General features: G+C 67.4%; 25 protein-coding genes. 8 read left to right on the top strand and 17 right to left on the bottom strand.

Annotation, left to right across the window (positions count from 1 at the left end; all coding sequences use genetic code 11):
• Positions 1 to 56 precede the first annotated feature (56 nt).
• The 3 genes from AC5P68_RS09325 to AC5P68_RS09315 form a co-directional block, all read right to left on the bottom strand.
• Positions 57 to 461 carry a hypothetical protein gene (locus tag AC5P68_RS09325; RefSeq protein ID WP_005408427.1) on the bottom strand — a complete coding sequence of 135 codons (405 nt, stop codon included), beginning with the start codon at positions 459 to 461 and terminating at the stop codon, positions 57 to 59.
• 201 nt (positions 462 to 662) lie between these two features.
• Positions 663 to 995 (bottom strand): non-heme iron oxygenase ferredoxin subunit, encoded by a 333-nt coding sequence (locus tag AC5P68_RS09320; RefSeq protein WP_005412525.1) that lies wholly within the window; start codon positions 993 to 995, stop codon positions 663 to 665.
• A complete protein-coding gene (locus AC5P68_RS09315; RefSeq protein ID WP_231522610.1) occupies positions 992 to 1,531 on the bottom strand; it encodes a GNAT family N-acetyltransferase in 540 nt (179 codons plus the stop codon). The genes AC5P68_RS09320 and AC5P68_RS09315 overlap by 4 nt, the downstream gene beginning before the upstream one ends.
• Positions 1,532 to 1,760: 229 nt before the next feature.
• Here AC5P68_RS09315 and AC5P68_RS09310 point away from each other — a divergent pair, with 229 nt between their 5' ends.
• Positions 1,761 to 2,474, top strand: coding sequence for a transposase (locus AC5P68_RS09310; protein ID WP_231522611.1), 714 nt, complete (start codon positions 1,761 to 1,763; stop codon positions 2,472 to 2,474).
• Here the strand turns inward: AC5P68_RS09310 and AC5P68_RS09305 are convergent.
• From AC5P68_RS09305 to AC5P68_RS09280, 6 genes are read right to left on the bottom strand one after another with little or no spacing between them, the layout of a single operon-like run.
• A complete protein-coding gene (locus tag AC5P68_RS09305) occupies positions 2,405 to 3,661 on the bottom strand; it encodes a cysteine desulfurase (protein WP_033835565.1) in 1,257 nt (418 codons plus the stop codon). The genes AC5P68_RS09310 and AC5P68_RS09305 overlap by 70 nt on opposite strands.
• Positions 3,658 to 4,920 (bottom strand): Fe-S cluster assembly protein SufD, encoded by a 1,263-nt coding sequence (gene sufD, locus AC5P68_RS09300; protein ID WP_231522612.1) that lies wholly within the window; start codon positions 4,918 to 4,920, stop codon positions 3,658 to 3,660. The genes AC5P68_RS09305 and sufD overlap by 4 nt, the downstream gene beginning before the upstream one ends.
• A complete protein-coding gene (gene sufC, locus AC5P68_RS09295) occupies positions 4,920 to 5,684 on the bottom strand; it encodes a Fe-S cluster assembly ATPase SufC (RefSeq protein WP_033835567.1) in 765 nt (254 codons plus the stop codon). Before sufC ends, sufD begins: the two co-directional genes overlap by 1 nt.
• Positions 5,685 to 5,686: 2 nt before the next feature.
• Positions 5,687 to 6,091, bottom strand: coding sequence for a hypothetical protein (locus AC5P68_RS09290; protein ID WP_049430440.1), 405 nt, complete (start codon positions 6,089 to 6,091; stop codon positions 5,687 to 5,689).
• Entirely contained in the window at positions 6,088 to 7,563 is a 1,476-nt protein-coding gene (gene sufB / locus AC5P68_RS09285) for a Fe-S cluster assembly protein SufB (protein ID WP_005408435.1), read from the bottom strand. Before sufB ends, AC5P68_RS09290 begins: the two co-directional genes overlap by 4 nt.
• Before the next feature lie 17 nt (positions 7,564 to 7,580).
• Entirely contained in the window at positions 7,581 to 8,036 is a 456-nt protein-coding gene (locus tag AC5P68_RS09280) for an SUF system Fe-S cluster assembly regulator (RefSeq protein WP_005408436.1), read from the bottom strand.
• 208 nt (positions 8,037 to 8,244) lie between these two features.
• Here AC5P68_RS09280 and AC5P68_RS09275 point away from each other — a divergent pair, with 208 nt between their 5' ends.
• Together AC5P68_RS09275 and AC5P68_RS09270 are read left to right on the top strand one after the other, a co-directional pair.
• Positions 8,245 to 8,712, top strand: coding sequence for an SET domain-containing protein (locus tag AC5P68_RS09275; RefSeq protein ID WP_012479369.1), 468 nt, complete (start codon positions 8,245 to 8,247; stop codon positions 8,710 to 8,712).
• Positions 8,713 to 8,874: 162 nt separating this feature from the next.
• Complete coding sequence (locus tag AC5P68_RS09270; RefSeq protein ID WP_033835569.1) at positions 8,875 to 9,417, top strand: type 1 glutamine amidotransferase domain-containing protein; 543 nt, start codon at positions 8,875 to 8,877, stop codon at positions 9,415 to 9,417.
• 38 nt (positions 9,418 to 9,455) lie between these two features.
• Here the strand turns inward: AC5P68_RS09270 and AC5P68_RS09265 are convergent, their stop codons facing one another.
• The 4 genes from AC5P68_RS09265 to AC5P68_RS09250 form a co-directional block, all read right to left on the bottom strand.
• Positions 9,456 to 10,052, bottom strand: a complete 597-nt coding sequence (locus AC5P68_RS09265; protein WP_049430438.1) for a YceB family lipoprotein — start codon at positions 10,050 to 10,052, stop codon at positions 9,456 to 9,458.
• A gap of 82 nt (positions 10,053 to 10,134) precedes the next feature.
• Positions 10,135 to 10,665, bottom strand: a complete 531-nt coding sequence (locus AC5P68_RS09260) for a hypothetical protein (RefSeq protein ID WP_231522613.1) — start codon at positions 10,663 to 10,665, stop codon at positions 10,135 to 10,137.
• 51 nt (positions 10,666 to 10,716) lie between these two features.
• The gene (locus AC5P68_RS09255; protein WP_005408441.1) at positions 10,717 to 11,025 is read right to left on the bottom strand and encodes a DUF3861 family protein; all 309 of its coding nucleotides are present in this window, start codon (positions 11,023 to 11,025) and stop codon (positions 10,717 to 10,719) included.
• A 295-nt stretch (positions 11,026 to 11,320) separates the two neighbouring features.
• Positions 11,321 to 11,719, bottom strand: coding sequence for an HU family DNA-binding protein (locus AC5P68_RS09250; protein ID WP_005408442.1), 399 nt, complete (start codon positions 11,717 to 11,719; stop codon positions 11,321 to 11,323).
• Positions 11,720 to 12,091: 372 nt separating this feature from the next.
• Here AC5P68_RS09250 and AC5P68_RS09245 point away from each other — a divergent pair, with 372 nt between their 5' ends.
• The gene (locus AC5P68_RS09245; RefSeq protein WP_005408443.1) at positions 12,092 to 12,523 is read left to right on the top strand and encodes an OsmC family protein; all 432 of its coding nucleotides are present in this window, start codon (positions 12,092 to 12,094) and stop codon (positions 12,521 to 12,523) included.
• A gap of 158 nt (positions 12,524 to 12,681) precedes the next feature.
• Here AC5P68_RS09245 and AC5P68_RS09240 read toward each other — a convergent pair whose 3' ends face one another.
• Both AC5P68_RS09240 and AC5P68_RS09235 read right to left on the bottom strand, forming a co-directional pair.
• The gene (locus AC5P68_RS09240) at positions 12,682 to 13,560 is read right to left on the bottom strand and encodes a PhzF family phenazine biosynthesis protein (RefSeq protein ID WP_005408444.1); all 879 of its coding nucleotides are present in this window, start codon (positions 13,558 to 13,560) and stop codon (positions 12,682 to 12,684) included.
• A gap of 131 nt (positions 13,561 to 13,691) precedes the next feature.
• The gene (locus AC5P68_RS09235) at positions 13,692 to 14,564 is read right to left on the bottom strand and encodes a PhzF family phenazine biosynthesis protein (RefSeq protein ID WP_049430436.1); all 873 of its coding nucleotides are present in this window, start codon (positions 14,562 to 14,564) and stop codon (positions 13,692 to 13,694) included.
• Positions 14,565 to 14,639: 75 nt separating this feature from the next.
• Here AC5P68_RS09235 and AC5P68_RS09230 point away from each other — a divergent pair, with 75 nt between their 5' ends.
• The 3 genes from AC5P68_RS09230 (at position 14,640) to murD (ending at position 20,047) form a co-directional block, all read left to right on the top strand.
• Positions 14,640 to 17,234: a bifunctional aspartate kinase/diaminopimelate decarboxylase gene (locus tag AC5P68_RS09230; RefSeq protein ID WP_049430435.1), complete on the top strand. Its 2,595-nt coding sequence runs from the start codon at positions 14,640 to 14,642 to the stop codon at positions 17,232 to 17,234.
• A gap of 70 nt (positions 17,235 to 17,304) precedes the next feature.
• Complete coding sequence (murL, locus tag AC5P68_RS09225) at positions 17,305 to 18,657, top strand: UDP-N-acetyl-alpha-D-muramoyl-L-alanyl-L-glutamate epimerase (protein WP_049430434.1); 1,353 nt, start codon at positions 17,305 to 17,307, stop codon at positions 18,655 to 18,657.
• Positions 18,638 to 20,047, top strand: coding sequence for a UDP-N-acetylmuramoyl-L-alanine--D-glutamate ligase (gene murD / locus AC5P68_RS09220; protein ID WP_049430426.1), 1,410 nt, complete (start codon positions 18,638 to 18,640; stop codon positions 20,045 to 20,047). The genes murL and murD overlap by 20 nt, the downstream gene beginning before the upstream one ends.
• Positions 20,048 to 20,141: 94 nt before the next feature.
• On the opposite strand, the gene AC5P68_RS09215 is transcribed toward murD, so the two are convergent.
• On the bottom strand, positions 20,142 to 20,735 hold the full coding sequence (locus AC5P68_RS09215) for an SMI1/KNR4 family protein (RefSeq protein ID WP_414498095.1): 594 nt from the start codon (positions 20,733 to 20,735) through the stop codon (positions 20,142 to 20,144).
• A 133-nt stretch (positions 20,736 to 20,868) separates the two neighbouring features.
• Between AC5P68_RS09215 and AC5P68_RS09210 the strand changes: the two genes are divergently transcribed.
• On the top strand, positions 20,869 to 21,660 hold the full coding sequence (locus AC5P68_RS09210) for a dienelactone hydrolase family protein (protein WP_414498096.1): 792 nt from the start codon (positions 20,869 to 20,871) through the stop codon (positions 21,658 to 21,660).
• Positions 21,661 to 21,805: 145 nt separating this feature from the next.
• Here AC5P68_RS09210 and AC5P68_RS09205 read toward each other — a convergent pair whose 3' ends face one another.
• Positions 21,806 to 22,804, bottom strand: a complete 999-nt coding sequence (locus AC5P68_RS09205) for a polyprenyl synthetase family protein (RefSeq protein ID WP_005415617.1) — start codon at positions 22,802 to 22,804, stop codon at positions 21,806 to 21,808.
• Positions 22,805 to 22,811 lie beyond the last annotated feature (7 nt).

Genomic DNA, 22,811 nt, shown 5'->3' with positions numbered 1-22,811 from the left:
CCAGGCTCGGCTGGCGGGAAACGCAATCAGGCGCACGGCAACGGCCGCAGGGCGCCTCAGCTGGCGTGCGGTGCGGGCGGTGCGTGGCCGGGGTTCAACCGCAGCGCGGGATCATGCAACTGCCAGCGCAGGGCATCGGAGCGCCATAGCGGGATACGCGCGACCAGAGCGGCGCGTGCAGGGACCAGACCGGTGCAGGGCGAGGTGCCCTCGCCATCGAACGGAGGCTCCGGTGCTGGTGCGGCGTGCTGCGGGCATTCGTCGGCTGGCGGTTGCGGCAGCGGCATCGCCTGCAGCAGATCTTCAGCGTGTGCCTGCCAGCCGTGCGCGGCCGGATCGCCGCCACGCCCTTCGTGCAAGGCCGACCAGCCCAGCAGCAACGTCAGCAGCACGGCCACGAGCAGTGGCCACCCTTGGCGGGCGAGCTGGCACAGCGTGGCGGTGGGCGCGGGCGAAGCCATGGCGCAGGGGCGATGTCGTTACGAAGATGTTACGTAGAATAACATCAACGATAATGATTCGCATATGCGCAATCGGGTTGCCGATCTGGATGGCCTGGAAGGGCCTTGGAGGGCCCCCCAGTGCACTTCAGTGGATCCGCCCCATGGGTGCATGCTCTCCCGCGAGGCGCCCTCTGGGGGCTCTCCGGGCCGGGCGCCGCCTCAATCCCGGTCGTCGCGGGTCCAGACCGCGTCGTGCTCGCGCTTCACCGGGAACTTGGGCACAGGGCTGTAGGCCGGGGCGCACAGGGCGCGGCCATCGCGCACGTCGAAGCGCGCGCCGTGCAGCACGCACTCCACGCTGCCTTCCGTCGTGTTGAACTCGCCCGAGGACAGTTCGAATTCTTCATGCGTGCACTGGTCTTCCAGTGCGTACAGCTCGCCGTCGAGGTTGAATACCACGATCGGCGTGCCGGTCACTTCGTCGAACACGCTCTTCATTTCACCCGGCAGCAGCTCGTTGCCGGCACAGACAAAGGTCCAGGCCTCGCTCACGCGGCGGCTCCGTTCAGCGGCTTTTCCAGGATCTCGAAGCGCAGGTCGTCGCGCTTGGGGATGCCGAAGCGTTCGTCGCCATACGGGAATGGCTTCTTGATGCCGGTGCGCTGGTAGCCACGACGCTCGTAGAAGGCGATCAGCTCGTCGCGCACGTCGATGACGGTCATCTGCATCACCGGTACGTTCCATTCGCGCGCGGCGTGTGCTTCGGCGGCATCCATCAGCTGCTTGCCGACGCCGCCGCCCTGCTGGGCCGGATCGACCGAGAACATGCCGAAGTAGCCCTTGCCGTCGACATCGGCGACGTGGGCGCAGGCCACCAGCTGGTCCCCGCGCTCGGCCAGCAGGATGGTGGAGCGCGGGCGGTCGAGGTCGGCCTGGATGCCTTCGGCGTCGATGCGGGCGCCATCCAGCAGGTCGGCTTCGGTGGTCCAGCCAACGCGGCTGGCGTCGCCACGGTAGGCCGAGGTGACGAGGGCGATCAGGGCGGGGATGTCGGCCGGCGTGGCGGCGCGGAAGGTCAGGGTGCTCATGGCCCCATTCTAGGTGGGGCGTGGGCGGGCGCAAATGGGGGGAGGGGGCAGATCCCTTTCGCAACGCGGAGGAGCTCTGCCCCCGGCGTCTACTGACCCAACGGCAGGCCATGGACCGACTGGCACGGGCGCGGAATCGGCGGATGCTCGGGGTCGGATCCCTTTGCGCAGCGAAGGGCTCTGACCCCCTGTTACCAGGAGCAGGCCATGCCGAGGCCACGACGGGTCGATGCACCCGGATACCCGCAAACATGTCGTCCAGCACGGCAACAATCGCCAGCCCGTGTTCTTCACCGATGGCGACCGCGCCGCCTGCCTTCGCCTGCTGTGTCATCACGCGCACCAGCAGCATTGCCGGGTTCACGCCTATGTGTTGATGGGCAACCACGTCCATCTTCTGGCAACGCCTGATGTCTGCGGCGGGCTGTCAACGATGATGCAGGCCGTGAGCCGGGCCTACGTACGTCGGGTGAATGATCGGCAGGGCCGCACCGGCACGTTATGGGAGGGGCGCTTCCACTCCACGGTGGTGGATTCGGATCGCTATCTGCTGGCCTGCCAGCGCTACATAGAGCTCAACCCGGTTCGGGCGGGGAAGGTGGCGCATCCCGGCGACTATCGTTGGTCCAGCTATCGCGCCAATGCGCGTGGCAGGCCCAATGCGCTGCTCGAGCCGCATTCGGCATTCGAGCTGATGGGTTCTGATGCGGATGAACGGCGCAGGCGCTATGTGGAGTTCATCGAGGCGGGCATTCCGGCGGGGGATCTGCTGGCGATCCGGCGGGCATTGCAGTCGCAACGGCGGCTGTCGGGAATGCTGGTGGGGTCAGATCCCTTTCGCGTCGCGAAAGGACCTGACCCCGGTGTGCCGGCTCAGCCCAGCAGCTTGCGCACCTTGGTCAGCGCGGTCATGAAGCGCTCGATCTCGGCGTGGGTGTTGTAGAACGCCAGCGAGGCACGGCAGGTTGCCGCGACGCCGAAGTACTGCAGCAGCGGGTGCGCGCAGTGCTGGCCTGACCGCACGGCCACGCCTTCCAGGTCGAGCAGGGTTGCCAGGTCGTGGGCATGTGCGCCGTCGATCAGGAACGAGACCACGGCGGCCTTCTCCGGTGCTTCGCCGATGATGCGCAGGCCATCGACGCGGCGCAGCTCTTCGGTGAAATGCGCCAGCAGTTCAGCCTCGCGTGCTTCCACGTTCTCCTGGCCAAGCTGCTGCAGGTAGTCGGCGGCCACGCCCAGGCCGATGAAGCCGGCGATGTTCGGGGTGCCGGCTTCGAACTTGTGCGGGGCATCGTTGAACACGGTGCCGTCGAAGCTGACTTCCTTGATCATCTCGCCGCCGCCAAGGAACGGCGGCATCGCATCCAGGTGCTCGCGGCGCGCCCACAGCGCACCGGTGCCGGTCGGACCACACATTTTGTGGCCGGTGATGGCGTAGAAGTCACAGCCGATCGCGGCCACGTCGACCTTGCGGTGCGGCACGGCCTGCGAGCCATCAACCACGGTGATGATGCCGCGCTTGCGCGCTTCACGGCAGATCTCGCGCACCGGGTTGACCGTGCCCAGCACGTTGGACACGTGGGTGACCGCCAGCAGCTTGACCTCCGGGGTCATTGCCGCGCGCAGCGCATCCAGATCGAGTGCGCCGTCAGGAGTGATCTCGGCCACGCGGATGGTGGCGCCGGTACGCTGTGCGACCAGCTGCCACGGCACGATGTTGGCGTGGTGTTCCATGCGCGTGATCAGGATCACGTCGCCGGCCTTCAATCGCGGCAGGGCCCACGAATACGCCACCAGGTTGATGGCGAAGGTAGTGCCGCTGCACAGCACCAGGTCGCTGGGGCGCACGTTGAGGAAGCGTGCCAGCGTGTTGCGCGCGCCTTCGTAGGCGTCGGTGGCTTCGCTGCCCAGTGCATGCACCGCGCGGCTGACGTTGGCGTTGTAACGCCGGTAGAACTCGTCCACCGCGCCGATCACCTGCACCGGCTTCTGGCCGGTGTTGGCATTGTCGAAATAGACCAGCGGCTTGCCGTGCACTTCACGCATCAGCAGCGGGAAGTCGAGGCGGACGCGATCCCAATCGAGCGCGCCGGTGCGTTCTTCGATCGGGCGCGGGGTGGACAGGTTCATGCCACACCCGCCTCGGCCAGGGCCTTGTCCAAACGGCGTGCCAGCTGCTCGCGCAGGGCTTCCGGCAGGATCTTCAGCGGCTCGTGGCAGAACGCGGCGCTCAGCAGTGCCTGCGCCTGTGCCTGCGGCAGGCCGCGCGAGCGCAGGTAGAACAGCGCGTTGGCATCGAGCTGGCCGACAGTGGCACCATGCGCGGCCTTCACTTCATCGGCGTCGATGACCAGCGTCGGCTGGGTATCGATCTCGGCGTCGGCCGACAGCAGCAGGTTCTTGTTGGACAGGTTCGCATCGGTGCCGTCGGCGCCTTCGCGGATCTGAATGCCACCATGGAACACCACGCGGCTGCGGTTGGCGGCAACGCCACGCCACAGCAGCTCGCAACTCGTATCGCGTGCGATGTGGTCGATGCCCAGGCGGGTTTCGACGTGGCGGCGGCCATTGCCGAGCAGCACGCCGTTGGCGGTCAGCTGGGCATTGTCGCCTTCCAGGCGCACGTTCAGTTCATGGCGGCTGAGCGCGGCGCCCAGTTCCAGATCGACGCGGTGGTACTGCGCGTCGCGGGCCAGCACGGCGTCGGTGCGCAGGAAGCTGGTCTGGCGCGCGCTGCCGGCCTGCACGCGGGCGTGCTTGAGCACGCCATCGCGGGCGACATGGGCGTGCAGCACGGTGTTGTCCAGGTGGGCCGAATCGCCGACGCTGAGGCGGTGCTCGACCACGCCCAGGCTGGCGCCGGCACGCAGTTCGATCAGGTGGCGGTGGTGCCAGGCCAGGTCGGTATCGCCGGCGACGCTGGCGAACACCAGCTGCAGCGGCGCTTCGACCTGCACGCCTTCGTCCACGCGCAGCACCACGCCTTCATCGGCCAGCGCGGCATTCAGGCGGGCGAAGATCTCTTCGCTGCGCTGGTAGCGGCGGCCAAGGAAACGCACGGCGTCTTCGCCGGAGGCCAGTGCGGCCGACAGCGGCTGCAGCTGCACGCCGGCCGGCAGGCTCTGCACGTCGCTCAGCGCGGCATCCAGGCGGCCGTTGACGAACACCAGGCGCGGTGCCGGGATGTCGTCCAGCAGCGCGGCGTCCAGCGCCGGGCCCTGCAGTGGTGCAGCCGCGAACGCACGGCGTTCCAGCTGGCGCAGCGAGGTGTACTTCCAGGCTTCGTTGCGCGCGGCTGGCAGGCCGTCACGCAGGGCCGCGTCCAGCACTTCGCGGCGCGCGTCGCTGCCGCAGAAGGCCTGGGCCATGGAGTCGAGCAGGGCGCTCATCAGACCGCCGCCTCGCGCACCACGCGATCCTTGAGGAAATCGTAGCCGTGCGCTTCCAGTTCCAGCGCCAGTTCCGGGCCGCCACTCTTGACGATGCGGCCATCGGCCAGCACGTGCACCACGTCCGGCTTGATGTAGTCGAGCAGTCGCTGGTAGTGGGTGATGACCAGGAACGAGCGGTCGGCGCCGCGCAGCGCGTTGACGCCGTCGGCGACGCTCTTCAGCGCGTCGATGTCCAGGCCCGAATCGGTTTCGTCCAGGATCGCCAGCTTCGGCTCGAGCACGGCCAGCTGGAAGATCTCGTTGCGCTTCTTTTCGCCACCGGAGAAGCCTTCGTTGACGCCACGGTGCAGCAGCTCGTCCTTCAGGTGCAGCACGGCCAGCTTCTGGCGCACCAGCTTGAGGAACTGCATGGAGTCCAGTTCGTCCTCGCCACGCGCCTTGCGCTGCGCGTTCAGCGCGGCGCGCAGGAAGTAGGTGTTGTTCACACCCGGGATTTCCACCGGGTACTGGAACGCCAGGAACAGGCCGGCGGCGGCGCGCGCTTCCGGGTCCTGGTCGAGCAGGTCGCTGCCTTCGAACTGCACGCTGCCTTCGGTCACTTCATAGCCGTCGCGGCCTGCCAGGACATTGCCCAGGGTGGACTTGCCGGCGCCGTTCGGGCCCATGATGGCGTGCACCTGGCCGGGCTTAACATCCAGCGACAGGCCCTTGAGGATTTCCTTGTCGCCGATGCGGGCGTGGAGGTTTTCGATCTTCAGCATGGTCATGGCTTGGTAGGTTTCGGGGCTGCGGGGTCGATGCGGACGATCTGCACCGTGCCGTTGCCGGGCTGCCCAGGTTGAGCGGGGAGGGCGGAGAAAACCACGATGATCTCTTCACCGGGTTCTTGCAGGCAGGAGACTGCGAGGGAGGCCTGTCGGATGGATTCGGCAGCGGCGCGATCCAGCTCACGGTTGCCCGAGCTCAGGCGAGCCCGGATCGCGCCGAAGCTGCCGTCCTGCCGCGTTGTCAGCAGTATCGAGAATTCTTTCGGCGCGGAGATGACCGTGCTGGCGGGCAATTTGACCGGGGTGGCACCCACCAGTTCTTCGGGGGTGCAGGACGCGTTGGCCAGGGCCCAGGGCGAAAGGCCCAGCAGCAACAGTGCGGGCAAAGACGTACGCATCATCCGACGCTTCCTTCCAGCGAGACTTCCAGCAGCTTCTTGGCCTCCACCGCGAACTCCATCGGCAGTTCGCGGAACACCTGCTTGCAGAAGCCGTCGACGATCATCGACACCGCGTCTTCCTGGCTGATGCCACGGGCGCGGCAGTAGAACAGCTGGTCGTCGGAAATCTTCGAGGTGGTCGCCTCGTGTTCGACGGTGGCGCCCGGGTTCTTCACCTCGATGTAGGGGAAGGTGTGCGCGCCGCACTGCTTGCCGATCAGCAGCGAATCGCACTGGGTGTAGTTGCGCGCGCCATCGGCGTTGCGGTCCACCCGCACCAGGCCGCGGTAAGTGTTCTGGCCACGGCCGGCACTGATGCCCTTGCTGACGATCTTGCTCTTGGTGCGCTTGCCGACGTGGATCATCTTGGTGCCGGTGTCCGCCTGCTGGCGGTGATGGGTCAGCGCCACGGAGTGGAACTCACCGACCGAGTCGTCGCCGAGCAGCACGCAGGACGGGTACTTCCAGGTGATCGCCGAACCGGTTTCGACCTGGGTCCAGGTGACCTTGCTGCGCGCGCCACGGCATTCGGCACGCTTGGTGACGAAGTTGTAGATGCCGCCGACGCCGTTCTCGTCGCCCGGGTACCAGTTCTGCACGGTGGAGTACTTGATCTCCGCGTCTTCCAGCGCGACCAGCTCGACCACCGCCGCGTGCAGCTGGTTCTCGTCGCGCATCGGCGCGGTGCAGCCTTCCAGGTAGGACACGTAGGCCTTGTCCTCGCACACGATCAGGGTGCGCTCGAACTGGCCGGTGTGGCCGGCATTGATGCGGAAGTAGGTGCTCAGTTCCATCGGGCAACGCACGCCCTTGGGAATGAACACGAAGCTGCCATCGGAGAACACCGCCGAATTGAGCGCGGCGAAGTAGTTGTCGCCTACCGGCACCACGGTGCCCAGGTACTGGCGGACCAGTTCCGGATGTTCCTTGATGGCCTCGGACATCGAGCAGAAGATGATGCCCTTCTCGGCCAGTTCCTTGCGGAACGTGGTACCGACGGACACCGAGTCGAACACCGCGTCCACCGCCACGCCTGCCAGCTTGGCACGCTCGTGCAGCGGCACGCCCAGCTTGTCGTAGGTGTCCAGCAGCTCCTTGGGCACGTCATCCAGCGAGGCGTACTTCGGGCCCTTCGGCGCGGAGTAGTAGCTGAGCGCCTGCAGGTCGATCGGCGCGATCTCCAGCTTGGCCCAGTCCGGCATCGGCATGGTCAGGAAGTGGCGGTAGGCGTCCAGGCGCCACTGCGTCATCCACTCCGGCTCGTCCTTCTTGGCCGACAGGGCACGGATGGTGTCCTCGTCCAGGCCCGGCGGCAGGGAGTCCGATTCGATCTCGGTGATGAAGCCGGCCGAATACTTGCGGCCGAGCTGCTCGTGGATCTCGCGGTTGGGGGTGTCGTCGTGGGCGACGTTTTCGATGGTTTCGGTGGCCATGGGGGGCTGCCTGTGGATCAGGAGACGACGTCGACAGCGATGGTGCGGCGCTGTTCGTCATCGGCAAGGGGAAGAGGGGGCAGGATCTGGGCGAGGGTGACATCGCGCAGGGCCTCGGAGACCACGTCGTTGATCAGCCGCCAGCTGCTGCGCGCGCCGCACTTGGGCGCCATGCCGCACTGGTGGTGGTCGTGGCTGCATTCGGTCAGGGCCAATGGCCCTTCCATCGCTTCGACCACTTCGAACAGCGAGATCTCGATGGCCGGGCGGGTCAGGCGGTAGCCGCCACGGACACCGCGCAGGCCTTCGACCAGGCCGGCCTGGGCCAGCGGCTTGAGCACCTTGCTGACGGTGGGCGGCTCCAGGCCGGTGAATTCGGCCAGTTCGGTGGCACTGAGCACCTCGCCCGGACGGGCGGCAAGCACGGTCAGCACCACGGTGGCGTAATCGGTGAGCTTGGTGACACGCAACATGGGAATGCGAGCGGTTCTTAAAGCGGACTGAAATTGTACGCTTTTATTCGCCGGCATCCAACCCGGGCATTCAGCCGGCGCTGGGACGGACCGGGACGACGCACCGGGGTCACCGCCGGGGCGCCATGCTGCGCCAACGGGGTGATTTTCGCAATCACCCGGAATGGGCGAGAATCCCGGTTCCATCCGCTGCAAACAGCCCGTGCCGATGCCGAAGAAGATCCAAGCCCGCAAGTCCGCCATCCATGGCAACGGCGTGTTCGCCGTGGCCCCGATCAAGCAGGGCGAGCGCGTGATCCAGTACAAGGGCCTGCTGCGCAGCCACGGCGACGTTGATGCCGATGACAGCGGCGACGTCGAAAGCGGCCATACCTTCCTGTTCACCCTCAACGATGACTGGGTGATCGATGCCAACTACAAGGGCAACGATGCGCGCTGGATCAACCACAGCTGCGATCCGAACTGCGAGGCGGTGATCGAGGAAGACGAGGACGGTGACAGCCGTGGCGACAAGGTGTTCATCGAGGCGCTGCGTGACATCAAGGCCGGCGAAGAGCTGACCTACAACTACGGCATCACCCTGGCCGAGCGTCACACCGCCAAGCTGAAGAAGATCTGGGAGTGCCGCTGCGGCTCGCCCAAGTGCACCGGCACCATGCTGCAGCCCAAGCGCTGACTGGTACCGGGTAGTGCCGACCGCTGGCCGGCAAGGCGCAATCCAGGTGCCGGCCAGCGGCCGGCACCACCCGGAGGCTCTCCACCTGCCGTGCACGGCAGGGTCACCGCCGTGCAAGGGCCGTTCTTCCATTCTGTCGGCACCCCCAACCGGAGTGCACCCATGGCAGAACGATTGAAGGGCAAGCAGATTGCCATCCTTGCCACCCACGGCTTTGAACAGTCCGAACTGACCGAACCCAAGCGTCTGCTGGAAGCCGAAGGCGCGCGCGTCAGCGTCGTGTCGCCTGCAAAGGAGGCGACGATCAAGGGCTGGAAAGAGAAGGACTGGGGCGACGCCGTTGCAGTGGATATTCCGCTGGATGAGGCCGATCCGGCCAGCTTCGATGCCCTGGTGCTGCCGGGAGGGGTCATCAATCCGGACACGCTGCGTACCGACGAGGCTGTACTCGGCTTCGTCCGCGCAGTAGACGAAGCCGGCAAGCCTGTGGCGGCGATCTGCCATGGCCCGTGGCTGCTGATCAACAGTGGCCTCGCCGATGGCCGCGAGCTGACGTCCTGGCCGTCCCTGCAGCAGGATCTGACCAATGCGGGGGCGAACTGGCGCGATGCCGAGGTCGTGGTCGACGGCAACGTGATCACCAGCCGCAAGCCGGACGACATCCCAGCCTTCAGTGAGGCGGTGGTCAAGGCACTCGCCGCCTGATGCGCTGCCGGTAGTGCCGGCCGCTGGCCGTCACTACCTTACTTGCCCAGCACGCCTGCCGGCACCAGGTTGCCCAGGTTCTGGTTGAAGGTGACCACCAGCTTGCCGTTCTTCACCTGTGCCGATTGCACCTGCAGCGCGCCAAGCACGCCGGCCACGGCCGGGTCCAGCTTGTAGATCGGCTCCCGCTGGGCGTAGTCGCTCAGCCAGGCGTTTAGCAGGCCACGGGTACGGGAGTCGAGACGACCGCCCTGGTTGGCCGGTGTGAAGTCATCCACGCTCGGCTGCTGCAGGTGGAATCCCTGGGTCTGCGCGTCGTAGCGCAGGCCGCTGCTGAGCTTCACCGTACCCAGTTTGGCCGGATTGCCACCGGCAGTGGCCAGTGCCACGTCCATGCCAAGGTTCAAGCGCTCGCCGGCCGGGAGGCTCAGCTGGGGGTGGCTCATGGTGAGGGCGATGAGTCCGCCCAGCGCGTCCTGGGTGCGCGGGAAGCTGCCATCGAGATACTGCTGCACATCGCTGGCGCCGACCGACAGTTCGCGGCCGGAAATGGATGGGGCGGCCTGCGCGCCGATCGCGGCGGCGATCAGCACGGTGGAGGCGGCGACGCGGGTCATCAGGGAACGCAGGCGCATGGCGGTGACCGCTGGACTGGGAAAGGATGGAGGAAAGAGTAGCCGGGGCGGCTGAATCGCGCGTGCATGCCGCTGCAACGGTTCAGTCCAGCGTTGGCCGCAGTTGCGCCGACTGGATCTGCCAGCCGCGGCCATCAGCACTGGGCTGCACGCGGTACCAGCCGCCGAAGCGGAAGGTGCCTTGCGTGGTGACCGCGCGGATCCGCACCGGCACCTCCAGCAGCTGGGGAGGATGCTGGCCGTCGCGCGCCACCGGGGGCTCGCTGTACAGTCGCAGCGTACGCACGCCCTGCAGCTGGCGTATGGCAGCGTCATCTGCGCGGTGAGGATCGGCCGGTGGAATCGCCCATGCCGCGTCGCTGGCGCTGCGGTTGCGGTTGAGCAGCGCGATCACGTAGCGGTTGAGCATCACCGATGGTGGTTGGGCGTCGGCGGCGACCGCAGCGAACAGCGGATCGATCGCCGGTGTCTGCAGGGGCGCCGCTTCGGTGCCGGCGATGCCCTGCGTTCCGGCGCTGGCGACAGCTGGCGCTGGCGCAACATCAGGCGCTGCCGCAGGCCTGGAGCAGCCGAGCAGCGCCAGGGGCGCGATCAGGAAAAGCGTCCTGCGCATGCCTCCTCCCCGAGGCGATGTGGGGGAGACAGTGTATCGGCTGCGCGGGAATCAGCGGGAGGAGGGCAACTGTTCCAGCGCATCCAGTGCCGGCAGCACCTGCCCGGCGATGGCGGCCAACGCATGTCCATCGGTCTCTGCGTGGCGCTGCACGATGTCGCGCAGCAGCTGGGTGGCGATCACCAGGGTCGCGCGTTCGTCACCGCTGATGCCAGCGGTGCGGGGCGCCGCTTCCAGCAGGCGCATCAGGTCGCGGCTTGCGCGATGTTCCAGTTCGATGGTGCAGCGCCCGGTGCACTGCAACCCGTCCTTTTCGATGGGGGTCACCGAGATCCGGTAGCGGGTGGAGGGGCTGGCCATGAGGGGATGCTCGCCGTAGCTGTGGAGGATGTGCCCACCTTAGGCAAGGCCGTGCCCGGCGGCGATGGCCGGGGCTGCACGCAGTGTTCCACCCGGTACGTTCCAGGGCCTGCCCAGGCCGCGCCTGGCTAATGGCGACGGGCTTGAACGCGGATTTTCCAGTATGCGGCAACGCTGTGTTGCGGATGCCCCGGGGCAGCGCATCCACGCGTGGCGTGGACCTACTGCCGGGAACGTGCAAAAGAAAACGGGACGGCCAGAGCCGTCCCGTCGGAATCCGCGTTGGGGCGCGCGCTTACAGCGCGGCGTCCTTCAGCTTCTTCAGCGGACGCACCTTCAGCTTGGTGGTGGCCGGCTTGGCAGCGAACCACTGCTCTTCCTTGGTGAACGGGTTGATGCCCTTGCGCTTCGGCTTGGCCGGCACATTGACGGTGGTGATCTTCAGCAGGCCCGGCAGGGTGAAGGAGCCAGCGCCCTTCTTGTGCACCGAGGAGGCAACGGCGCTTTCCAGCGAGGCCAGCACAGCGCGGACGTCCTTGGCGACGACGCCGGAGGCTTCAGCGATGTGTGCAACCAGGCCGGACTTGGTCAGCACTTCCTTGATCGGCTTCGGAGCGGCCGGCTTGGCGGCTGCCTTCGTCGCGACTTTCTTCACTGCCTTCTTCGGGGCAGCCTTCTTAGCGGTCTTTGCCATGGTTTCCTGTTCCGTGAACGGTTGGTTGTTTGGTCGGCGCCGAACCCCGTCGGCAAGCGCAATGTAGGGCAACTCTTGGGCGCCGCCAATAGCCCGAAGCGCGGAAAGTGCATGTTTTTTCATATCCAGGCCGATTCAGTACATGGCGCGCAGCGGGGGACGGGGGTGTGGCAGCGCGCGCGACGGCCCACGCCCGCCCATCGGCGGAATGCGCGAAACCACTGAAAACAAGAGAAAAACGCGTTTCCGGCTGGTGAGAAAGTGTCCACGCGCCGGGTTCGGAGGGCGACCTGCGGCGTGCGGCGGAGCGACGCAGGGCTAACGCCTCCCGTGCGAGGGTGACCGTTCATCACCGTCACGCAGGAGCAGCACATGGGAATCTCGCGACACGCCACCGCGCACTGGGAAGGCGATCTGAAGTCGGGCAAGGGGCAGCTGAGCACGCCGCAGAGCGGGCTGCTGGACAAGACACGCTACGGCTTCAACAGCCGTTTCGGCGACGAAAAGGGCACCAATCCGGAAGAGCTCATCGCTGCTGCGCACGCCGGTTGCTTCACCATGGCGCTGTCGGCCAAGCTCGGCGAAGCCGGCTTTACCCCGACCTCGCTGGATACCGAAGCCAAGGTCGATCTGTCATTGGAGGGCGGCCCGCAGCTGTCGCAGATCCGGCTGAAGGTGAAGGCAGTGGTGCCGGGTATCGACGCGACGCAGTTCCGTGCGATTGCCGATGACGCCAAGCAGAACTGCCCGGTGTCCAAGGCGCTGAGCGCGGTGCCGATCAGCCTGGAAGCCGAGCTGGGCTGAGGGTAGTGCCGGCCGCTGGCCGGCAACCGCATGATGTCGAGGTCCAGGTAACAGCCGGCCAGCGTTATGGCGGCCTTCCTGGCCGCCACCCTCCGGGCCGTCGCGTCCGACGTTGGCAGCGGCTCCTGCCGCTGCCTTCGGCTCCACCTCGATGGTGTTTACCAATCAATGGTGCCGCTGATCACCGTCTGCACCTGGCCGCCCGACCAGACCTCGCCGTCCTGGTCGACCAGCAGGGTCAGGCGCGCGTCATGGCCGACTTCACGGCCCTGGCTGACTTCAAACGGCGTCCGTCCACGCGGCAGCGCGTCACGCAGGTCCAGCCACGCGGCCAGCACCGCATTGGCCGCACCCGAGGCGGCGTCCTCGAAGCGGCGTCCATTGCCGACGAAGGCACGTACGGCCAGGTCGAAACCCTCGCTGCCATCGCTGAAGGCATAGGCGAACACGCCCATGCTGTCGGTGGATTCAGCCAGTGCGGCCACTGCATCCCAGTCTGGCTGCAGCGCGCGCAATGCGGCCTCGTCGGCCACCTGCACCACCCACCAGCTGCGGCCGCCCTGCATGCGTGCCGGCGGCAGTGTGCCCAGCGGCCAGTCCTTCAGCGCGGCCTGCAGGCGAGGATCGGTCGCCTCGGCAGTCTCGGCCAGCTGCGCGCGCGGGGTGCGGATGGCGATGCGCTGCTGCGTACCCTCACCGCTGACGCGCAGCGGCAGCGCGCCGGCAATGCCGTCCTGCACCAGCACGCCGTCGACCGCTGCGGCCAGGCCCGCCTGCAGCACCGCGTGCGCGGTACCGACGCTGGGGTGGCCGGCGAACGGTACTTCCTTCTGCGGGCTGAACATGCGCAATCGATAGCTGGCGCCCGGCACCTGTGGCGGGAACACGAAGGTGGTTTCGGGCAGGCGCGTCCAGCGCGCGATGGCCTGCATGCTGGCGTCGTCCAGGCCCTCGGCATCGAGTACCACGGCCAGCGGATTGCCAGCGCCGGCGCGCGGGGAGAACACGTCCAGCTGCAGGAAACGGCGGGTGGTCATCAGGTGGCACTCCAGTAAACAGGCCGCATAGCGTAGCGCGGGGCACCAAAAAGGGGACGGAGGGAATTAAGTCGCTTTTGCCCCATGTGCCATAAGCGACTTAATTCCCTCCGTCCCCTTTCTTCCGTGGGCTACCAGCGGATGCTGCCATCGATCACGCACTGCACCTGGCCGCCGATCCACACCGTGCCCTGCGCATCAACCTCGACCTGTACGCGACCATCGCGGCCGACTTCGCGGCCCTGGCTGGCCACGTAGCGGCCCTCGCGGCCGGGCAGGGCATCGCGCTGGCGCAGCCAGGCACCGATCAGCGCATTGGCGCTGCCGGTCACCGGATCTTCGGGCACGGCGGCTGCATCAGCCGGGCAGAAGGCGCGCACCACCCGGGTGTGGTCGTCGCCGGCCTCGTCGGCGAACACGGCCACACCGGTCGCGTCGCTGGCGAGGCTCCAGTCGGCCAGCGTGGCCATGTCCGGCACAAGGTTGCGTACTGCGGCGGCGTCGCGCAGCGGCAACAGCCACCAGCGTGCGCCGTTGTCCCACAGTTCGGGCGCGTGCCCGCTGTCGGCCAGCGGCAGCAGCGCTTCGGGCGCCCCGTCGGCCGCTGTGTCCAGTCGCCGCGCCGGTGGGCTGGCCAGCTGGATCTGCAGTGCCTCAGCCGGGCCGCTCACCCGTACCGGCAGCAACCCCGCCGCACATTGCTGCAGCAGGGCACCGTCGTGCGGTTGCGCCAGGCCGCAGGTCACCGCCGCCCAGGCGGCGCCGACGCTGGGGTGGCCGGCGAAGGCCAGCTCGCGGGTCGGGGTGAAGATGCGGATGTGGTAGTCGGCGCCCGGCGTGCTGGGGCGCAGGAAGAACACCGTCTCGGACAGGTTCAGCCAGGCGGCCAGGGCCTGCATCTGGCTGCTGGAGAGCCCGTCGGCGTCCAGGATGACGCCCAACGGGTTGCCGGTGCCGGGGCGGGGGGCGAAGACATCGAGCTGCAGGTAACGGAGGACGGCCATCTACGGGGATATTGCGCTTAGAATCAAAGGTTCCGCCCCCGAGGGCGGCTTCCCCACATTCTACATAGCCAATCCATGTCAGCTTCCCCCCTTGTCGATCGTTGGATCGTACTGAAGTTCGGCGGCACCTCGGTGTCGCGTCGTCACCGCTGGGACACGATCGGGAAGCTGGCGAAAAAACGCGCGGAAGAGACCGGCTCGCGCGTGCTGGTGGTGGTGTCGGCGCTGTCCGGGGTCACCAACGAACTGACCGCGATCGCCGATGGCGCGCCCGACAGCCGGGACCGCGTGGCGGCGCTGGTCGAACGCCACGAGACCTTCCTGGTTGAACTCGGCCTGGGCCGCGAGGTGCTGGCCGATCGCCTGGCCGCGCTGCAGGGCCTGCTCGACGACGCGCGTGCAGCCACCCGTCCGCTCGACTGGCAGGCCGAAGTGCTGGGCCAGGGCGAGCTGCTGTCCTCCACCCTGGGGGCGGCCTACCTGCACGCGTCGGGCCTGGACATGGGCTGGATGGATGCGCGCCAGTGGCTGGACGCGATGCCGCCGCAGCCGAACCAGAGCGACTGGTCGCAGCGCCTGTCGGTGAACTGCCAGTGGCGCGCCGACGCGGAATGGGTGCAGCGCTTCCGCGCGCAGCCGACCCGCCTGCTGATCACCCAGGGCTTCATCTCGCGGCACGCCGATGGCGGTACCGCCATCCTCGGCCGCGGTGGCTCGGATACCTCGGCGGCATACTTCGGTGCGCTGCTCGGTGCCAGCCGCGTGGAGATCTGGACCGATGTGCCGGGCATGTTCAGTGCCAACCCGAAGGATGTGCCGGACGCGCGCCTGCTGACGCGCCTGGACTATTACGAGGCGCAGGAAATCGCCACCACCGGCGCCAAGGTGCTGCACCCGCGCTCGATCAAGCCGTGCCGCGATGCCGGCGTACCGATGGCCATCCTCGATACCGAGCGCCCGGAACTGCCGGGCACCAGCATCGACGGCAGCGCCGCGCCGGTACCAGGGGTGAAGGCGATCAGCCGCCGCAACGGCATCGTGCTGGTGTCGATGGAAGGCATCGGCATGTGGCAGCAGGTCGGCTTCCTGGCCGATGTGTTCAATCTGTTCAAGAAGCACGGCCTGTCGGTGGACCTGATCGGTTCGGCCGAAACCAACGTCACCGTGTCGCTGGATCCGTCCGAGAACCTGGTCAATACCGATGTGCTGGCCGCGCTGTCGGCCGACCTGTCGCAGATCTGCAAGGTGAAGGTGATCGTGCCGTGTGCGGCGATCACTCTGGTGGGCCGTGGCATGCGTTCGCTGCTGCACAAGCTGTCGGACGTGTGGGCGACCTTCGGCCGCGAGCGCGTGCACATGATCTCGCAGTCGTCCAATGACCTGAACCTGACCTTCGTCATCGACGAGGCCGATGCCGATGGCCTGCTGCCGGTGCTGCACGCCGAGCTGATCGACAGCGGCGCGATGCCGGTGGAAGAGACCGAAGTATTCGGCCCGCGCTGGCGCGAGATCGCCGGCACCGTGCGCCCGCGTGGCACGCCGTGGTGGCGGGGCCAGCGTGCGCACCTGCTGCAGCTGGCCGATGCCGGTACGCCGCGCTACGTCTACCACCTGCCGACCGTGCGCGCCCGCGCCCGCGCGCTGGCCGCGATCAAGCCGATCGACCAGCGCTACTACGCGATCAAGGCCAACAGCCACCCCGCCATCCTGCAGCTGCTGGAAGCCGAAGGCTTCGGCCTGGAGTGCGTGTCGCATGGCGAACTGAAGCATGTGTTCCAGCACCTGCCGGAACTGTCGCCCAAGCGCGTGCTGTTCACTCCCAGCTTCTGCCCGCGCAGCGAGTACGAAGCCGCATTCGCGCTGGGCGTGACCGTGACGGTCGACAACGTCGAGGCACTGCAGCGCTGGCCGGACCTGTTCCGCAACCGCGAGCTGTGGCTGCGCGTCGACCTGGGCCGTGGCGAAGGCCACCACGCCAAGGTCCGTACCGGTGGCAAGGAGTCCAAGTTCGGCCTGCCGATCGCCCGTGTCGATGAGTTCGTGCGCGCGGCCACTGATCTGGGCAGCCGCGTGGTCGGTCTGCACGCGCACCTGGGCAGCGGTGTGGAGACCGCGCAGCACTGGCGCCTGATGTGCGATGAGCTGGCCGGTTTCGCCCGCCGCATCGGCAGCGTGCAGACCATCGACATCGGCGGCGGCCTGCCGATTCCGTATTCCGCCGAGGACGAGCCGTTCGACCTGGATGCCTGGGCCGAGGGCCTGGCCGAGGTCAAGGCGCTGCATCCGGCGTTCCGCCTGGCGATCGAGCCGGGCCGCTACCTGGTAGCCGAATCCGGCGTGCTGCTGACCCACGCCACCCAGGTGGTGGAAAAGGACGGCGTGCGCCGCGTCGGCCTGGATGCCGGCATGAATGCATTGATGCGCCCGGCCCTGTACGACGCCTGGCACGACATCGAGAACCTCAGCCGCCAGGGTGGCTACGCTGAGGCCGCATTCGATGTGGTCGGCCCGATCTGCGAGTCCAGCGACGTGTTCGGCAAGCGCCGCAAGCTGCCGGTGTCGACCGCGCCGGACGACGTGATGCTGATCGCCGATGCCGGCGCCTACGGCTATTCGATGGCCAACACCTACAACCAGCGGATGCTGCCGCGCGAAGACGTGATCGAATGATCGCCGCCCTGCACCCGCCCACCGACACGCCCCGCGCCCTCGCGCGGGCCCGTGCCTGAACGGATACACCATGACTGCTTTCGACAAACACCAGATTTCCCGCTTCCGCTTCGTCCGCTGCGAATTCGCCGCGGAGACCGGCGTGGCCAGGCTGGTCTATGCCTTTGATGACGGCCCGGAGATGGTGGAGACCATCACCGTGCCCGGCGCCCCGTTCGTGCTGGACGAGGCGCGTACCGCCGCCGTGCAGCGCGCGCTGCAGCTGCTGCACCTCATCGCCGGTGTCAGCTACTACAAGGCGGGCGTGCCGGAGACGGTCAGCATCGACAGCTACAGCATCGATGCCGATACCGCCGCACTGGTGGAGACCATTTACCTCAACGGCCTGGGCGAATTCGCCTACCGCAATGGCCTGAACCTGCGCGGCCGCTTCCGGTTGCCAGTGCAGGGCGAGGTCGTGCAGGCGCCGTCGCTGGGCCTGCAGCCGCACGCGCTGGTGGCCATCGGCGGCGGCAAGGATTCGCTGGTCAGCATCGAAGCGCTGCGCCGTGCCGGCGTGGACGAGACCGTGACCTGGATCGGTGGCTCGCAGCTGATCCGTGCGTGCGCCGAGCGCACCGGCCTGCCGACATTGAACCTGGGCCGCACGCTGGCACCTGAACTGTTCGAGTTGAATCGCCAGGGCGCATGGAACGGCCATATCCCGGTGACGGTGGTGAACTCGGCGATCATGGTGCTGGCCGCGTTGCTGCACGGCGTGGACCAGGTGGTGTTCTCCAACGAGCGCTCGGCCAGCTACGGCAGCCAGATTCCAGGCACCGGCGAAGTGAATCATCAGTGGTCCAAGGGCTGGGCCTGCGAGCAGGCGTTCGGCAGCCATGTGCAGAAGTACGTGGCGGCGGACCTGCAGTACTACTCGCTGCTGCGCCCGATGTCCGAGCTGGCGGTGGCCCGCCAGTTCGCCAAGAGTGACTTCTACGACGCGCATTTCTCCAGCTGCAACCGCAACTTCCACATCCTCGGCGAGCGCCCGGTGAACCGCTGGTGCGGCGTCTGCCCGAAGTGCCACTTCGTGTTCCTGGCGCTGGCCCCGTTCATGCCCAAGACGCGCCTGGTGCGCATCTTCGGCCGCAACCTGCTGGATGATGCCGAGCAGGCCGGTGGCTTCGATGCGCTGCTGGAATTCCAGGACCACAAGCCGTTCGAGTGCGTGGGCGAAGGCCGCGAATCGCGTGCGGCGATGGCGACCCTGGCGCAGCGCCCGGAGTGGAAGGAAGACGTGCTGGTGAAGCGCTTCTGCAACGAGATCCAGCCGCAGCTGGATGCCGCCGAACTGGAACTGGCACCGCTGCTGCAGCTGCAGGGCGAGCACCGGGTTCCGGCTGCGCTGTGGGAACGGGTGCGTGAAGATTTCGAAGCTTGAAGGAAAGCGCGTTGCGCTGTGGGGCTGGGGCCGTGAGGGCCGCGCCGCGTTTGCGGTACTGCGTGAGCGCCTGCCCACGCTGCCGCTGAGCCTTTTCTGCCCGGCGGCCGAAGTCGAGGCCGCACGCGTTGAAACACAGGGCGCCCTGGACGTGCGTGGCGAGCCTTCCGCTGAAGCGTTGGCCGCGTTTGACGTGGTGATCAAGTCTCCCGGCATCAGCCCCTACCAGCCAATCGCGCTGGCGGCGGAAGGGCAGGGCACCCGCTTCATTGGTGGCACCGCGCTGTGGTTCGCCGAACACGCGGCCGACGATGGCATCGTGCACGACACCGTGTGCGTGACCGGTACCAAGGGCAAGAGCACCACCACCGCGCTGGTCGCGCACCTGCTGCGTGCCGCCGGCCACCGTACCGGCCTGGTCGGCAACATCGGCCTGCCGCTGCTGGAAGTGCTGGACCCGCAGCCCGCGCCCGAGTACTGGGCGGTGGAACTGTCCAGCTACCAGACCGGCGAAGTGGCACGCAGTGGCGCCCGCCCGCAGGTGGCGGTGGTGCTGAACCTGTTCCCGGAGCATCTGGACTGGCATGGCAGCGAACAGCGTTACATCGAAGACAAGCTGCGGCTGGTGACTGAAGCCGCACCGCGCATCGCCGTGCTCAATGCCGCCGATCCGCACCTGGCTGCGCTGTCGCTGCCCGACAGCGAAGTGGTCTGGTTCAACCAGCCGCAGGGCTGGCACATGCGCGGTGACATCGTGCATCGCGGCGAACAGGCCGTGTTCGATACCCGCGACACGCCGCTGCCGGGCCGCCACAACCGTGGCAACCTGTGCGCGGTGCTGGCCGCGCTGGAAGCGCTGGGGCTGGACGCGGTGGTGCTGGCGCCGGCGGTGCAGGACTTCCGTCCGCTGCCGAACCGCCTGCAGCGCATCGGCGTGGCCGATGGCCTGACCTACGTCAACGATTCGATCAGCACCACGCCGCATGCCAGCCTGGCTGCGCTGGAGTGCTTCGCCGGCCAGCGCATCGCGCTGCTGGTGGGCGGGCACGACCGTGGCCTGGACTGGACCGATTTCATGCAGCACATGGCCCACGATGTGCCGCCGGTGGAGATCGTGACCATGGGCAGCAACGGCCCGCGCATCCACGCCATGCTTCAGCCGCTGGCCGATGCCGGTCGCTTCGGTCTGCACGCTGCAGGTGATCTGCCCGAGGCGATGGCTTTGGCGCGCGCCGCGCTGGGGGAGCACGGTGGGGTGGTGCTGCTGTCGCCGGGCGCACCGAGCTTTGGTGCGTACCGGGATTACGTGGCGCGTGGCCGTCATTTCGCCGAGCTGGCCGGATTCGACCCGGACAGCATCAGCGCGATTCCGGGGTTGGGCATCGCCTGAGGGGTCCGATCCCTTTCCGCAGGAAAGGGATCGAACCCCAACGGGATTCTGGCCGGCAACCCTCCGGAGAAATCCATCCACGCATGTCGTGGATCTACTGTTCCTCGTCGATGAACGCGTAGCCGCCGTCGATCAATTGCTGCAGATACGCATCGAAGCTGGGCGCGATCACCGCGTAGCTGTCCGGGTCGTGCAGGTAGCGCACCACCTGGCCGACGGTGCCGCCCGGTGCGGGATTGAAATCCAGGTACAGCTTCGACGTGCCGCCGTTGTTCATGCAGTGCGAGAAGCACAGGCGGCGGTTCATCGGCAGATCCGCGTCGATGCCTTCACCCAGGATCTCCGGCTCGTCATCCAGCCACTCTTCGTAGATGGAACGGATGCTGTCGTCCCATTGCTGCTGGTCCTCGAAGATCTGCGCGACCGAGCGCAGGTAGTACGGGTAGCCGCCGTCTTCCACGTCCGAGCCGAGCATCAGCACGCAGACCCCGCCGCCGGGGTACTCGCGGAAATGGGTGCCATCCACGCGGGACAACAGTTCCACCAGGCTGTCAGGCACCTGCGGCCATTGCATGCGCAGGCGCTGCAGGTCTTCTGCGCTGGCGCCCTGGACGTGAGCCCACTGCGGGGCATCGTCGGCGGGCAGGCGTGGGATCAGGCCAGACAGAAAGCGGTCAACAAGGTTCATGCGAAAAAGGGGACGGAGGGGATTAAGTCGTATCCAACCACACCTGCGTCACGTCGCCAATGCAGAATGCGACGCGGGAGGGGCGAATACGGCTTAATCCCCTCCGTCCCCTTTTTTCTTGCGGAGCAGGCGTATGAATCGTTGGCGATGCGGTGTGGCGGTGATGCTGGGGCTGGCGGCGATGCCGGCGTGGGCGGCGATGAAGACCCAGCCGGTGGAGTGGAAACACCAGGGCACGGCCTTCAGTGGTGTGCTGGTCTACGACGATGGCGAGCATGACCAGCGACCTGGCCTGGTGATGGTGCCGAACTGGAAGGGTGTGAACGAGTCGGCGGTCGAGAAGGCCAAGCAGCTGGCCGGCGACGACTACGTGGTGCTGGTGGCCGATGTCTACGGCAAGGACGTGCGGCCGAAGAGCGATGCGGAGGCGGGGCCGGTGGCCAGCAAGCTGCGCAACGACCGGCCGCTGCTGCGCGCACGTGCGCTGGAAGCGGTGAACGTGCTCAAGGCGCAGGCCGGCAAGGTGCCGCTGGATGCCAGCCGGATCGGTGCGGTGGGCTTCTGTTTCGGCGGTACCACCGTGCTTGAACTGGCTCGCGCCGGTGCGCCATTGGCCGGTGTGGTCAGCCTGCATGGTGGGTTGGGTTCGCCGCTGCCGGCGCAGGCCGGTGGCAGCCATCCTTCGGTGCTGGTGCTCAACGGGGCCGATGACAAGAGCGTGACCGCCGAGGACATCGCCGCGTTCCAGAAGGAAATGGATGCGGCCAAGGTCGATTGGGAGTTCACCAACTACAGCGGTGCCGTGCACTGCTTCGCCGAGCGCGATGCCAACAGCCCGCCGGGGTGCCAGTACAACGAGCGGGCGGCCAAGCGCGCGTGGAAGGCGCTGGATGAATTCTTCGAGGAGCGCTTCGAGAAACGTTGATCCGCGCAGCGGTAGTGCCGGCCGCTGGCCGGCATTCCCGATCACATCGGCAGCATCATGAGGTTGCCGGCCAGCGGCCGGCACTACCGGATGCGGTCAATGCGGGCGTTTCCGTGCCGACCGTTGGTCGGCACACCTCAACCGATCAATGCGAGCGCTGCACCGCGTAGCGGGCCAGGCCGCGCAGGGCAGCCACGGCGTCATTGTCGCCCAGGCCGTCGAGCGCACGCTCGGCGGCTTCGGCGTATTCTTCGGCACGGCGGCGGCTGTACTCCAGGCCGCCGGTGACGCGGATCGCGGCCAGCACTTCCGGCATCGCCGAGGCGTCGCCGTCCTGCACGATGGTGCGCAGGCGCTCGCGGGTAGCGTCATCGGAGTGGGCCATCGCGTGGATCAGCGGCAACGTGGCCTTGCCCTCGGCGAGGTCGTCGCCCAGGTTCTTGCCCAGCTCCTCGGCGTTGGCCGAGTAGTCCAGCACGTCGTCGGCGATCTGGAACGCGTAGCCCAGGTGCATGCCGTAGTCGAACAGGGCCTGCTGGGTGGCTTCGTCCACGCCGCTGGCCAGTGCGCCCAGGCGGGTACCGGCGGCGAACAGCACCGCGGTCTTGCGCTCGATCACGCGCAGGTAGGCGGCTTCATCGGTGTCCGGGTTGTGCACATGCAGCAGCTGCAGCACTTCACCCTCGGCGATGCGGTTGGTGGCATCGGCCAGGATCTGCATCACCGGCATGCGCTCCAGCTCGACCATCAGCTGGAAGCTGCGCGAGTACAGGAAGTCGCCCACCAGCACGCTGGGCGCGTTGCCCCACAGCGCGTTGGCGGTGCTGCGGCCACGCCGCAGGCTGGACTCGTCCACCACGTCGTCGTGCAGCAGGGTAGAGGTGTGGATGAACTCGATGATCGCCGCCAGCTGGTGGTGCTCCGGGCCGGCCTGGCCGACCGCGTGGCCGGCCAGCATCACCAGCATCGGGCGCAGGCGCTTGCCGCCGGCGGAAATGATGTGGTCGGCGATCTGGTTGATCAGCACGACGTCCGAGGACAGCCGGCGCCGGATCAGGGCGTCGACGGCGGCCATGTCGGCCGCGGCAAGCGACTGGATCTGGGGCAGGCCCAGGGCGGGACGGGTGTCTTCGGTGATGGTCATGCGATCA

It is taken from the genome of Stenotrophomonas sp. YJH_SMC_58 (genome assembly GCF_059369635.1).
This window is presented reverse-complemented; position numbering and strand designations above follow the sequence as displayed.